At 72.9% G+C, this 13373-nt stretch carries 9 protein-coding genes; 4 read left to right on the top strand and 5 right to left on the bottom strand.

The window, feature by feature from the left end; all coding sequences use genetic code 11:
- Window positions 1–108 precede the first annotated feature (108 nt).
- The 3 genes from IE250_RS22840 to IE250_RS22830 form a co-directional block, all read right to left on the bottom strand.
- Window positions 109–630: a hypothetical protein gene (locus IE250_RS22840; RefSeq protein WP_189671628.1), complete on the bottom strand. Its 522-nt coding sequence runs from the start codon at window positions 628–630 to the stop codon at window positions 109–111.
- 33 nt (window positions 631–663) lie between these two features.
- A complete protein-coding gene (locus tag IE250_RS22835; RefSeq protein ID WP_189671627.1) occupies window positions 664–2145 on the bottom strand; it encodes a high affinity choline transporter 1 in 1482 nt (493 codons plus the stop codon).
- Window positions 2146–2261: 116 nt separating this feature from the next.
- The gene (locus IE250_RS22830; RefSeq protein WP_189671626.1) at window positions 2262–2984 is read right to left on the bottom strand and encodes a TetR/AcrR family transcriptional regulator; all 723 of its coding nucleotides are present in this window, start codon (window positions 2982–2984) and stop codon (window positions 2262–2264) included.
- Window positions 2985–3103: 119 nt separating this feature from the next.
- On the opposite strand from IE250_RS22830, the gene IE250_RS22825 reads away from it, so the two are divergent.
- From IE250_RS22825 to atzF, 4 genes are read left to right on the top strand one after another with little or no spacing between them, the layout of a single operon-like run.
- On the top strand, window positions 3104–3961 hold the full coding sequence (locus IE250_RS22825) for an urea amidolyase associated protein UAAP1 (protein WP_189671625.1): 858 nt from the start codon (window positions 3104–3106) through the stop codon (window positions 3959–3961).
- A complete protein-coding gene (locus IE250_RS22820) occupies window positions 3958–4626 on the top strand; it encodes an urea amidolyase associated protein UAAP2 (protein WP_189671624.1) in 669 nt (222 codons plus the stop codon). The genes IE250_RS22825 and IE250_RS22820 overlap by 4 nt, the downstream gene beginning before the upstream one ends.
- Window positions 4623–8291 carry an urea carboxylase gene (gene uca, locus IE250_RS22815; RefSeq protein ID WP_189671623.1) on the top strand — a complete coding sequence of 1223 codons (3669 nt, stop codon included), beginning with the start codon at window positions 4623–4625 and terminating at the stop codon, window positions 8289–8291. Before IE250_RS22820 ends, uca begins: the two co-directional genes overlap by 4 nt.
- Complete coding sequence (gene atzF / locus IE250_RS22810) at window positions 8288–10006, top strand: allophanate hydrolase (RefSeq protein WP_189671622.1); 1719 nt, start codon at window positions 8288–8290, stop codon at window positions 10004–10006. Before uca ends, atzF begins: the two co-directional genes overlap by 4 nt.
- A gap of 49 nt (window positions 10007–10055) precedes the next feature.
- Here atzF and IE250_RS22805 read toward each other — a convergent pair whose 3' ends face one another.
- Together IE250_RS22805 and IE250_RS22800 are read right to left on the bottom strand one after the other, a co-directional pair.
- Complete coding sequence (locus IE250_RS22805) at window positions 10056–11510, bottom strand: DUF4232 domain-containing protein (RefSeq protein WP_189671621.1); 1455 nt, start codon at window positions 11508–11510, stop codon at window positions 10056–10058.
- A 23-nt stretch (window positions 11511–11533) separates the two neighbouring features.
- Complete coding sequence (locus IE250_RS22800) at window positions 11534–12769, bottom strand: NAD(P)/FAD-dependent oxidoreductase (protein WP_189671620.1); 1236 nt, start codon at window positions 12767–12769, stop codon at window positions 11534–11536.
- Window positions 12770–13373: the final 604 nt, after the last annotated feature.

Raw genomic sequence — 13373 nt, 5'->3', positions numbered from 1 at the left:
GCGAAAGTCCGCTTCGGGAACGAACTCAGGTACCGAATCCTGCTCGGATCCGTACCTGAGGTCATTCTCGAAGCGGCCCCGCCAAGCCTCTCGAGGCGTCCCGAGTGGCTACGACTTGCGCGGTTGGACGCTGCGTTCCAGTCGGGCCAGCTCGGCAGGCGGGAACAACTCCGCCGGCCAGACGTTCACCACAGGTGACCCGATCTGCTGCAAGAACACCCACTGTCCGCGTGATCGAACTGATGCGAGCCCGTCGAACGACAACGTGGTCTGCGCCCAGGGGCTGTGCAAGACCAGGAAGTGCGCACCGATGCCTCCCTCGAGAACTACACCCTCGCGTAGCCGCTGACGGAACCTCCTCCGATTCACGAGGTAGCTCAGCCCCAGAACGACGACGACGATGCCGAGCGTGGGCACGAGCGCGTAGACGGGCCCCCACAGTACGCGGGTCAGTGTGCCGTAGCGGTCGTCGAAGGAAATTCCGATCAAGAGGGCAAGTGCCAGCTCGATACCGGCGACGAACAGCCACCAGACTGGCCGAACCAGAGTCAGTCTGAGGAACGCGCCCGCCGCTTGGCCGGCCGAGTAACGTGTTGCGACCCAGCGGCCGGTCATCGGAGTGTCAGTCACGTGACGATTCTGCCGCCCAAGAGGCGGCACCGCTCACGCCACCGCCGGCTCCATCTCCTCCTCGGGCTCGGACTTGGGCTCCACAGGCTCGGAAGCCGGCCGCGCGAGCGCCACCACCACGTACGCCACGATCGAGACGATCGCCCCGTAGATCGTGGGCCAGCCGTCGAACGTCGCGGGGACCAGGTCGTTCGGGATGTACGCGATGTCGTTGGGCGCCCCGTAGATGGTGGGCGTGAGCACGAACAGGCCGAACCGCACCACGAGGCCGGTGACCATCGCGGCGACCGCCGCAGCGGTGCCGCCGCGCTTCCAGAACACCCCGAGCAGGAACGGGACCGCGAGACAGGCCAGCATCAGGTCGAACGCGAGGGTGAGCAGGATCCCGGTCTGCGCAACGGTCAGCGCGATCACGGTCCCGACCACGACGATCGGCAGCATCGCGAGCCGCGTCCAGCGCAGCAGCGGGTCGTACGTCCCGTCGGCCGGAGCGACGCGGCGCACGCCCAGGATGTTGCGCACCGCCACCGCGGACGTGGCCAGGATCGCGCCAGAAGCGGTGGAGAACGACGCCGCGACGATGCCCGAGAGCACCAGGACGGCGAGCCACACCGGCGCGTGGTCCGAGAGCAGCGTGAAGAGCATAGGCCCGTCGGTGGCGTCGATGCCGATCGCCGCCGAGCCCAGCGCCACCATCGCGAACGCGACGCCGATCGCGGCGGTGCCGGCGGCGGCGGTGAAGCAGGCGCGGCGTGCGATCTGCGGCGTCCGGGCCGAGAAGACGCGCTGCATGAAGTCGATGGCGACGATGTCGCCGATGCCGAGCGAGATCAGCGTGGCCCAGTTGATCGGCGCGCCGAGGTCGGTGGAGGTCAGCTGCTCCATGTCGAACGGCCCCATGCCCTCGGGCACCTGGAAGCCGATGGTCATCCCGAACCAGATCACGAGCGCAGCCGTGGCGACCAGCGTGATGACTATCTGGACGGCCGCGGTGTAGGCGTCGGAGAACATGCCGCCGCCCACGGTGTAGATCAGCACGAGGGTCACGGCGATCACGACGCCTGCCCAGTACGGCAGCCCGGCGAAGTGCTCCAGGAGGAAGCCGCACGCCACGAGGTTGCCGGCCATGAGGATCGCGAACGCGAAGATCATCAGCACCGACGCCGCGACCTCGACACCGCGCCCGTAGCGGTTCCGGTAGTAGTCGGCGAGCGTGTACAGGCCCATGCCGTTGAGCCGCCTGGCCAGGAAGAGGCCCGTGAGCAACAGGCAGATCGCCAGGCCCAGGGCCAGCGACGCCCCCGACCAGAAGCCGAACAGCGACGTCAGGTCGGTGTTGCCGACGGTGGCGTTGGAGTCCACGGCGGCCGCCATGAGAGACGCCCCGACGAGCGGTACGCCCAGGCGGCGCCCGGCGACGAGGTAGTTGGCCGAGTCGCCGTCGACCTTTCGGGCGACGACTATTCCGATGACGACGACGGCGAGCACCGTCGCGCCGATTCCTGCGATGATCATGGGTGGCTCCTCAAAAGAGGGCCGCGTGGCGCGCGGCAGAATGGATGGGGTCCGGTAGCAGGACCCATTCACCTCGCCGCGCGTCACACCCGTGTCGCGCGTGTGGAACGACTGCGTTAATTCTGTCGGGCGACAGGTTTCTTGCGACGGACCGTATCGGCCAGTGCGGAGCCCGCCTCATGAGCCCGGGCGACGGCGTCGTCGTCCAGTCCCAGCAGCCGTAGTACCAGGTCCGCGTAGCGCTGCCCGGCCCTCGCGGCGTCGAGCCCCGGCTCGTCGCGGCGCCGCAGGATCACGCTCTCCACGAAGGTCAGGACCATGGCGGTGGCATCGTCGGGCCCGACGTCTGACCCGACAGTTCCCGAGACCAGGTCGCCGTACGCGGCCCGCAGCTGCTCGCGATGCTCGCGGAAGGTCGCGAACCCGTCGTCGGCGACCTCGGGCAGCAGGTAGAGCGCGCCGATGTTGAGGTCGCCCGAGCAGAGCAGCTCGACGTCGAGCCGCGCGAGCGCCCAGAGCCGCACTGCCGGCGCCTCCGGCCGGGCGAGCAGCAGCCGCGCGGACTCGAGCGAGGGCTCGACCGAGTCGAGCAGCAGCCGCTGGAGGATCGCGGACTTGGTCCCGAACCAGTGGTAGATCGACGCCTGGCGCACGCCTGCGGCGTCGGCGATCGCGCGGGTCGACGTGGCCGTGTAGCCCACCGTGCAGAAGAGGCGCGCGGCCGCGGACAGGAGGTCCGACTCGGTGCCGCGGCCCGTGGGCGAGGCGCCGTCGGCGCGGGGGCGGCCGGGGCGCCGCGGTGTGGGCGTGGCGCCCTTGTCGACGATCGAGGAGGTCACTCGCCTGACGCTACCCGGTGTAACTCAGGATTTACCTCGCTGTACGCCCGGGGGAAACACTCGGGCGAAAACCTATTCCTGTCACTCGACAGAAACCCATGGAGACCCCAGGAGGTGCCATGACCACCGCGACCACCACGGGCGCGAAGGCCCACGCCCGCGAGCAGGAGCTGGCAGCCGCAGCCGAGCTGCCCCGGGTGCTTCACCCCGCGTCCGCCTACGTGGGCGAGCTGTCACCGGGCGTCTCGGCGGGCGACCTCGTCTGGGCCGAGACGGTGCCGCCCGGCGGGTACACGAGCCTCGTGGTCGCCGCCGGCACACGTGTGCGCGTGCGGGACACGACGGGCGACGCATGCGCCCACCTGCTGGTGTTCCACGCCGATCAGCCGACCGAGCGCCTCAACGTTGCCGACACGGTCAAGGTCCAGTGGCAGGCCTTCCTCACCGCGGGCCACCTCCTCCTGTCCGACCAGGGCCGCGCGCTCGCGACGATCGTCGAGGACACGGCCGGCAACCGTGCCGACGCGCCGCGCCACGACGCCCTGTTCGGCACCTCCACGCTGGTCCGCAACGCGGAGCGCTACGGCAGCGGGGACGTGTTCGGCCCCAGCCCCGCCGGACGCGAGCTCTTCGCGCTCGCCGCCGCCAAGCACGGGCTGACGCGGCGCGACATCCCCCCGAGCGTCACGTTCTTCGAGGGCGTGTCGGTGTCCGACGACGGACGGCCCGCCTTCGTCGGCTCGTCCGGGCCCGCGAGCATCACCCTCGTGGCCGAGCTGCCGCTGATCGTGCTGCTCGCGAGCACCGCCCACCCGCTGGACCCCAGGCCCGAGTTCACCGCCGGCCCGCTCGACGTCGTGGCCTGGCCCGGGGCGCCGACCGTGCCCGGCGACCCCGCGTGGGACGCCACGCCAGAGGGCCGCCGCGCGTACGAGAACTCGACAGCCCACCGCCGCACGCGAGGAGCAGACCGATGACCACAGCCCCAGCCACCGCCGCCCCGCTCGCGATCGTTCCCCCGGAGGTCGCAACGGACGCCGTCGTGATCCACGACGAGACCGTGGCCGCCCGCAACCCCTGGACCCGGGTGATCGCCGCCGGAGACACGCTCACGATGGTGGACGTGGGCGGCAACCAGGCCGTCGACTTCCTGGTCTACGACGCGCACGACACCGAGCTCCGGTACAGCGCCCCCGACACCCTCCAGGGCCAGGACACGATCTACCTCACGACCGGCAGCGTGCTCCGCGACGCCGAGCACGGCCCGCTCATGACCGTCGTGGCCGACACCTGCGGCCGTCACGACACCTTGGGCGGCGCCTGCTCCAAGGAGTCCAACACCCTGCGCTACGGGCACCACACGCGGGCCCAGCACGCCTGCGTCGAGAACTTCCTGCTGGGCGGATCCAGGCATGGGCTCGGCAAGCGCGACCTGGTCTCCAACATCAACTGGTTCATGAACGTGCCGGTGGACCCGGACGGCGCGCTCGGCATCGTGGACGGCATCTCCGCCCCCGGCCTGGCCGTCTCCGTGCGGGCGGAGCGCGACGTGCTCGTGCTGATCTCCAACTGCCCGCAGATCAACAACCCGTGCAACGGGTTCGACCCGACGCCCGTCCGGGTGATCGTGACGCGCCCATGACGGGGCTGCCCTACGACACGCTGCTCGTCGCGAACCGCGGTGAGATCGCCGTACGAATCATCCGGACGGCGCGCGCCCTTGGCCTGCGCACCGTCGCGGTCCACTCGGCGGCCGACGCCGGGGCCCTGCACGTGCACCTCGCCGACGAGGCGGTGCCGCTGGGGCCAGCCCCCGCCGCGCAGAGCTACCTGCGCGGGGACCTGGTGGTGGAGGCCGCGCTGCGAACCGGCGCGGGCGCGATCCACCCCGGGTACGGCTTCCTGTCCGAGAACGCGGGCTTTGCCCGCCAGGTCGAGGAAGCCGGGCTTGCTTTCGCCGGGCCGACGCCGGAGCACCTGGAGCTGTTCGGCGCCAAGCACACCGCGCGGGCTGCCGCGCAGGCGGCCGGTGTTCCCCTGCTCGCCGGGACCGGCCTGCTCACCGACGTCGACCACGCCGTTGCTGAGGCCGTGCGGATCGGGTTCCCCGTGATGCTGAAGGCCACCGCCGGCGGCGGCGGGATCGGGATGCGTGCCTGCCGGGACGCCGACGAGCTGGTCGCCGCCTGGGACGCCGTGCGCCGGACGGCGGCTGCGGGGTTCGGCACGGCCGACGTCTTCCTGGAACGGCTCGTCGAGCGCGCGCGCCACATCGAGGTGCAGGTGTTCGGCGACGGCGCGGGCGGCGTCGTCACGCTGGGCGACCGGGACTGCTCCCTGCAGCGCCGGAACCAGAAGGTGGTCGAGGAGGCGCCCGCGCCGCACCTCCCGGACGCCGTCCGCACCCGGATCGCCGACGCCGCCCGCGACCTGGCCGCGTCCGTGGGCTACCGCTCGGCGGGCACAGTCGAGTACGTCTACGACGCCGAGCGCGAGGAGGCCTCGTTCCTCGAGGTCAACACGCGCCTCCAGGTGGAGCACCCCGTCACCGAGGCCGTCTACGACGTCGACCTCGTCGCCTGGATGCTGCGGCTCGCCGGCGGCGACAGCGGCATGGTGCGCGAGTGGCTCGACGCCCCGCGCGCCCCTCGCGGCGCCGCCGTCGAGGCCCGCGTCTACGCCGAGAACCCCGACCGGGACAACGCCCCCAGCGCGGGGACGGTCACGCACGCCGCGTTCCCGGCGGACGTCCGCGTCGACACCTGGGTCGAGGCCGGCACCACCGTCTCGGCGCACTACGACCCGCTGCTGGCCAAGGTGATCGCCGGCGGCGAGGACCGTGAGCAGGCCTGGGCCGCGCTCGCCCGTGGCCTCGACGGCTCCCGGATCGACGGCGTGGCCACCAACCTGGGCCTGCTCGCCGCGCTGCCGGACCACCCCGACGTCGTCGCTGCTCGCCACGACACCGGGACGCTGGCGCACGTCGCGGACGCCTCGCCGCGGTTCGAGGTGATGCGGCCGGGCATGCTGACCACCATCCAGGACTGGCCGGGCCGCACGGGGCTGTGGCACGTGGGCATCCCGCCGTCGGGGCCGATGGACGACCTGTCGTTCCGCCTCGGCAACCAGGCCCTGGGCAACCCTGAGGGTGCGCCCGGCCTGGAGTGCACGCTGCACGGCCCGGCGCTGCGGTTCCGCACCGGCGCCACAGTCATGGTCACGGGCGCGCCGGCGCCGGTGACCGTCGACGGCGTCCCCGCGGCCCAGTGGGAGCCGCTCTCCCTCGGGCCGGGCGCCGTGCTCGACGTCGGAGCCCCCGCCCGCGGCATGCGCACCTACGTGCTGGTGGTGGGTGGGATCGACGCCCCACAGATCCTGGGCTCGGCGGCGACGTTCGACCTGGGCGAGATCGGCGGCACCACCGGCGCGCCCCTGCGCACGGGTGACGTAATCCGCCTGGGCGACCCCTCCGGGTCCGGGCAGGCGAAGCCCGTGCCGCCGGAGGAGCGGCCGGAGATTCCCGAACGGTGGGAGGTTGCGGCCCTGGAGGGGCCGCACGCGGCGCCGGAGTTCTTCACGATCGAAGACATGGCCGAGTTCTACGCCACGGACTGGGAGGTGCATTTCAACTCGGCGCGCACCGGCGTGCGGCTCGTGGGCCCGAGGCCCACCTGGGCGCGGTCCGACGGCGGCGAGGCCGGCCTGCACCCCTCGAACATCCACGACACGCCGTACGCCGTGGGCGCCGTCGACTACACGGGCGACCTCCCGATCCTCCTGGGTCCCGACGGGCCCAGCCTGGGCGGCTTCACCTGTCCGGCGACCGTGGCGGTGGGTCACCTGTGGAAGCTCGGCCAGCTCCGGCCCGGCGACACGGTTCGCTTCGTCCCCGTGGGCGAGGCGCAGGCGGACGCCCTGCGCGCCGCACCGCTGCGGCAGGCCATCGCCGACCGCGACGCCGTGTCCGACGGCGGTGTGCTCGCCCGCGTGCCGGCCGTGATCCGGGGCGGTACGCAGGTGTCGCCCGAGGTCACGTACCGGCGCAGCGGCGACGACAACCTGCTCGTCGAGTACGGGCCCATGCAGCTCGACGTCGCCTCACGCATCCGGGTGCATGCGCTGGCCGAGGGCCTGTACGAACGGCTCGGCGTGCCGCGCGACGCCGCGAGCACGTACGACCCGGCGGTGACCCGTGCGCTGCGGGCCGCGGGAGTCCTCGACCTGACGCCCGGCATCCGGTCCCTGCAGGTGCACCTCGACCCGGCGGTACTCACCCTGCGGCAGACGCTCGACCTGGTCCAGGAGGTCGACGCCGCGCTACCGCCCACCGCCGAGCTCGTGGTGCCCTCGCGCACCGTGTGGCTGCCGCTGTCGTGGGACGACCCGGCCACGCGCGAGGCCATCCGCCGGTACATGGCCGGTGTGCGCGACGACGCCCCGTGGTGCCCGTGGAACATCGAGTTCATCCGCCGGATCAACGGGCTGGACACGGTGGAGGACGTCTACCGGACGGTCTTCGACGCCGAGTACCTGGTGCTGGGCCTGGGCGACGTGTACCTCGGCGCGCCCGTGGCCACCCCGCTGGACCCGCGCCACCGGCTGGTGACCACCAAGTACAACCCGGCGCGCACCTGGACGCCCCAGAATGCCGTGGGCATCGGCGGCGCCTACCTGTGCATCTACGGGATGGAAGGGCCTGGCGGGTACCAGTTCGTGGGCCGCACCACGCAGGTGTGGTCCACGCACGCACAGCGCGGCTCGTTCCGGCCGGGAACCCCGTGGCTGCTGCGGTTCTTCGACCGGATCCGCTGGTATCCGGTGTCCTCCGAGGAGCTCGGGGGGCTGCGTGACCAGGCCGCCGCCGGCCGTCTCGAGCTGCGGGTGGAGGACGGCGAGTTCGCCCTCGCCGAGTACCAGCGGTTCCTCGAGCAGAACGCCGGGCCCATCGCGGGGTTCCGCGAGCGGCAGGCCGCCGCGTTCCAGGCCGAGCGCGAGGCCTGGGCGGCGGCGGGGGAGTTCGAGCCGCGGCCGGAGCCGGTCGCTGCGCCCGCCGCCGTCGGCGTGCCGGTCCCGCCCGGCGCGCACGGCGTCGAGGCGCCGTTCGTCGGCACGGTGTTCCGGGTCGACGTCGAGCCGGGCGACGCGGTGGTGCCCGGCGACACCCTCATCACCCTGGAGGCCATGAAGATGGAAGCACCAGTCACCGCGACCGCCCACGGCGTGGTCAGCTCCGTGCACGTGGCGACCGGAGAGCAGGTGGGGCCGGGGCGGGTGCTCGTGGTGGTGGCTGAGGAGATGGCGGCGTGAACGCGCTCGTCGAGCGGGTCGAGGCCGCGTATGCCCGGGTCGCCGAGGTGGACCGGCCGGAGGTGTGGATCGACCTGCGTGCGCGCGCCGACGTCTTGGCCGACGCCGACGAGGTCACGCGGCGGCTCGAGGCGGGGGAAGAGCTGCCGCTGGCCGGGCTGCTCGCGGCGGTGAAGGGCAACATCGACGTCGCCGGGCTGCCGACGACGGCGGGGTGCCCGGCATTCGCCTACTCGCCCGACCGGGACGCGACGGCGGTCGCCCGCCTGCGGGCGGCCGGTGCGCTGGTGCTCGGCACCACGAACCTCGACCAGTTCGCCACCGGCCTGGTGGGCACGCGCAGCCCGTACGGCGCGGTGCGGCATGCGACGGCGCCGGAGCGGATCTCGGGCGGGTCGTCGAGCGGTTCCGCCGTCGCGGTGGCGCTGGGAATCGTCGACGTGGCGCTCGGCACGGACACGGCCGGGTCGGGCCGGGTGCCGGCGGCGCTGCACGGGCTCGTCGGGATCAAGGCGACGCGCGGCGTGGTGCCGGCGACCGGCGTCGTGCCCGCGTGCCGCTCGCTCGACTGCGTGACGGTGCTGGCGAGGGACCTGGCCACTGCGCGCCGGGCCCTGCTGAGCCTGGCCGGGCCGGACGGCGTCGACCCCCTGGCGCGCGACCTGCCCCCGGACTGGCACGCGGTGCGGGGCGCCGGGTCCGACGGCGGCCCGCCCGTCGTCGCGGTCCCTGCGCCCGAGGCGCTGGGCCCGCTCGCCCCCGGCTGGGCGGAGGCCTTCGAGGCTGCCGTCGACCGCCTGGTCCGTGCGGGCGCGCGCGTGCGCCGGGTCGACATCGGGCCCCTGCTGGCTGCCGCGCGGCTGCTCTACGAGGGGGCCTTCGTCGCGGAGCGGTATGCCGCCGTGGGGGAGTTCGTGGCGAGCCATCCGGACGCCGTCGACCCCGTGGTCGGCGCGATCATCGGCAGGGCGGCCGCGCCCCTGGCGCACGAGCTCTTCGCGGACATGGCCCGGCTCGACGAGCTGGGCCTGGCAGCGCGCAGCGCGCTCGCCGGCACGGACGCCCTCCTGCTCCCGACGACGACGCGGCACCCCACCCTCGCCGAGGTCGGGGCGAACCCGGTGGGCGTGAACTCCGACCTGGGCCGGTTCACCAACTTCGCGAACCTCCTGGACATGTCCGCTCTCGCGGTGCCGGCGGGGGAGGCGGACGGCCTGCCGTTCGGCGTCCAGCTGGTGGGGCCGGCATTCAGCGACGGCCTGCTCGCGGGCGTCGCCGAGCTGCTCGCCGAGGGTCACGTGGCGGTGCCGCCCGCATCGGCGCCGCCTGTCGTGGTCCCGATCGCCGTGGTCGGCGCGCACCTGAGCGGGCAGCCGCTCAACCATCAGCTCGTCGACCGCGGCGGCCGCCTGGTTGCTGCGACCACCACCGCGCCCGTGTACCGGCTCTTCGCCCTGGACACGACCCCGGCGAAGCCGGGTCTGGTCCGCGTGTCCGACGGCGGCGCCCCGATCGAGGCCGAGGTCTGGGAGCTGACGCCCGCCGGGTTCGGCGACTTCGTGGCTTCGGTCCCGGCGCCCATGACCATCGGCAAGGTGCTGTTGGCCGACAACACCGAGGTCTCCGGCTTCCTGTGCGAACCCGCGGCACTCGACGGGGCCCGCGACATCACGGCGTCCGGTGGCTGGCTGGCACACCTCGCGGCTCGCGGCTGACGCCGAGGCTCGGTCAGGTTGATAGTGCTACGTCGTCCGAGCTGGCAGGTCAGCCGCTCTGCGTCCAGGGTCCGACGCGTACCTCGGCACCGTCGAGGACGTCGAGCCCCGACGCCGGCGTCCCGTCCGTCGTCACGTCGAGCAGTACGGGATCGGCGCCCGGGACGGCGGTGACCTCGACCGTCGTGGTCGTGTCCGGGTCGTTGGCCGTCGACATGGCGCGCCACAGCAGCGGGGCGAGCACGGACTCGCCGTCGGGCACCACCACGCGGCCGGGCTCGACACCGGGTTCGTACGGTTCGATGGTGATGTCGGCCTGAGCCTGCCCGGCTCCGTTCCGGAAGACCAGGCCGGGCACGTTCTCGACTGCGCATGGCCCGCCCGACACGTTGCGGGCGTGCACCGACCCGCCACGTGTGCCCGCGGCCGAGTCCACGATGCCGAACGTGACCTCCAGGGTCTCGCCGGTGCAGGCGGGGGCCGCGGGATCGTCGGGCCAGGGTGCCGCCCCGCCGAACGGGTCGAGGGTGTGCGGCGCGTGCGACGCGGGTTCGGCCCCGGACACCCACCCTGTCGTCTCGGCGAAGCTCGCGTCGAGGACGGTGTAACCCAGCGGGCTGTCCGCAGTGGCAAAGACCTGTGCTTCGAGCCAGTGATGCAGGTCTGCAAGGCTCTTTGCGCCGGAGTCGGCGCCGGACCGAATCTCGAGCTGCTGTTGCTGTGCCAGATAGGCCACGTCCCGCACGTCCGGCCGGGCCGCCGCGGCGACCAGCAGCCGGACGGCGTCGACGTCGGGCACGCGGGACATGGCCTCGTACCGGGCACCCGGGGCCTCGAGCCCGGCGCCACGTTCCAGCTCGACCGCTGTTTCGGCCAGGGCCACCAGGTCGTCCGGGGACGTCGCTGTGACGTGGGCCGTCGCGGCGAGCGGATCGTCCTCCCACGTGCCGTCGCCGTCGCCGAGGCTGGTGCTCACGGTCTCGGCGCCGGCCCCGCGCAGCTCGTAGCCGTCCTCGACGGCGTCGGCCACGGAGTCCGTCAGAGTCCCGGTCACGCCGCGAGCTCCCGCCCCGATCGTGAGCCAGGGGCGGGCGGACGCGGAGTCCTCGGATTTCTCGGAGCCTGCGAAGAATTCGGCTGAGACGGCGATGTTGTCGTAGCCGTCCATGCGGCTAGCGCCCGCGACCAATAGTTGGTGCGCTTCGCCGGCGATGTCGCCCGCCGCGCCGGCGCCGAGCGTCTCGTCCAGCCGAACCTCGACGCGAACACTGCTGAGGGTGGTCGCTGGTCGTTCGCCGAAGTTACCGGCGACGGGCTCGGCGACCGTGGTCCGGCGGACCGCGACCTCGACCACACCGTCCAGCTCACGCACCGCGTCGGCGGCGGTCTCCAGCTCGGCGGCCGCATCGGACTCGGCCGGCGGGGCGGCGTCGGCCGGGATGCACCCGGCGAGCGCCAGCGCAGAGGCAGCGGCGAGTGCGAGGATCCGGGGCAGTGGCGGCACCGGTGAATCGTCCCACCCGGAGGTCAGCTCACGAAGGCCTCCAGCTCCTCGCGGGCCGGCTTCCTCCTGGACCTGATCAGTTCCTCCACACGCTCCATCTGCTCCCACACATTCACGGCCATCCCGGCCACGACCTGCCCGTCGAGCTGCCAGAACGCCACGAGCTCCCGGCTGTCGACGCTCCCGGAGACGACCACCTCGTCGTAGCCACCAGGGACGTCCACCCAGCCGGTGTACTCCATCCCGACCTCGAACTGGTCGCTGTAGAAGTACGGCAGCTTGTCGTACGGATCGGTGGAACCGAGCATCGCCCGCCCTGCATGCGTGCCGCTGTCCTGCGCAGTCGCCCAGTGCTCCACCCGCAACGGCCGCCCGTAGTGCAGTGAGGGGACGCTCGCTACGTCGCCTGCAGCGAAGATGTCCGGGTGTGACGTCACGAGTGTTCCGTCCACGGCGATCCCGCCGCCCAGCGACGCGGGCCGCAGGTCCAGCCCGGCGGCCTCCGCGAGACCGATGTTCGGGCTGGCGCCCACGCCGATCACGACGACGTCCGCCCCGACGTGCGTGCCGTCCGACAGGTCGACGCCGGTGACCCGGCCGTCCGCGCCCCGCATCCGCGTGACAGTGGTGCGGCTCAGCAGCCGCACACCGTGCTCGGTGTGGATACCCGCGTAGAAGTCGCCCATCTCGGGCCCGAGCACGCGCCCCAGCGGGTGGGAGCCGCGGCCCACCACGGTGACGTCCAGCCCCAGGGACCGGGCCGACGCCGCCACCTCGAGCCCGATCCACCCGTCGCCGACGACGGCGACCCGTCCGACCCCCTCCAGCGACGCTTCGAGCAGCATGCTGGAGATGCGGTCGGAGTCGTCGAGGGTGCGCAGGTAGTGGACGCCGCCGAGGTCGGTGCCGATGACGTCGAGCGGCCGCGGCGTGGAGCCGGGCGCGAGGAGGAGCTTCGCGAAGGGGAGCGTGGCGCCGTCGGACAGCGTCAAGCTGTGCGCCGCCGGATTCAGCCCGACCACGGTCTCGTTGGTGCGGACGGAGACGGCGTGCTCGCGGTACCAGGCCTCGTCCAGCGGGAAGACGGCGTCACGCTCCGCCTCGCCGCGCAGGTAGTCCTTGCTGAGCGGCGGCCGCTCGTATGGATGGTGGGGCTCGCTGGTGACGACAACGACGTCTCCGTCGAATCCCTCGGTCCGTAGCGCTTCAGCGGCGCGCGCTGTCGCCAGGCCGCCACCGACCAGTACGAACGGGTTCATCGGACGCCTCCTGGACTAGGTAGGCGCCCAGTCTTGCATCCGGGGAGTGGACGGACATCTGGTCCCGGGCATGCTGGGGGCCGCCGCGAGGACGGGCTCGCGGCGGCGCCCGGTTCAGCGGATATGTGCCCAGGAGAGGTCGGCTGGTCGTCTCCGCCGTGGTGCTCGACGCCGGCCGGGTGGCCGGTAGCTGACCGTCCCGCTGCGATGCGGGGTGTGGCAGCCGATCGAGTACCGGCTGCGCGGGACACGCCCCTCACGCGGTCCGCCGACGCCGACGGCCGGCGTCCATGCCGGGACCGCCTCCCGGGCCTGCACCGGTCGGACCGGCTCTGGTCGGACCGGCTCTGGTCGGACCGGCTCTGGTCGGACCGGCTCTGGTCGGACCGGCTCTGGTCGGACCGGCTCTGGTCGGACCGGCTCCGGTTGGACGGGCTTGGGTTGGGCCGGGTCCGGTCGGGCAGGTTCGGGTGGTGTGGGCGCGAGGTAGGTATAGGTGTGCCCCGTGGGCGTGATCGTCTCCACCGCGTGCCGGCCGTCGATCTCTGCTGTCTTCTGCCTCCACCCGGGCGCCTGCTTCGCGTGATTGCAGCGCACGCACAGG

The sequence above is a fragment of the Promicromonospora soli genome (assembly GCF_014653785.1).
Taxonomy (GTDB): Bacteria; Actinomycetota; Actinomycetes; order Actinomycetales; family Cellulomonadaceae; genus Promicromonospora; species Promicromonospora soli.
This window is presented reverse-complemented; position numbering and strand designations above follow the sequence as displayed.

What these genes read in the sequence shown, in the direction of transcription:
- IE250_RS22820 (WP_189671624.1), top strand. Translation starts at nt 3,958, where the DNA reads ATGACCACAGCCCCAGCCACCGCCGCCCCGCTCGCGATCGTTCCCCCG.
- IE250_RS22825 (WP_189671625.1), top strand. Translation starts at nt 3,104, where the DNA reads ATGACCACCGCGACCACCACGGGCGCGAAGGCCCACGCCCGCGAGCAG.
- IE250_RS22835 (WP_189671627.1), bottom strand. Translation starts at nt 2,145, where the DNA reads ATGATCATCGCAGGAATCGGCGCGACGGTGCTCGCCGTCGTCGTCATC.
- IE250_RS22800 (WP_189671620.1), bottom strand. Translation starts at nt 12,769, where the DNA reads ATGAACCCGTTCGTACTGGTCGGTGGCGGCCTGGCGACAGCGCGCGCC.
- uca (WP_189671623.1), top strand. Translation starts at nt 4,623, where the DNA reads ATGACGGGGCTGCCCTACGACACGCTGCTCGTCGCGAACCGCGGTGAG.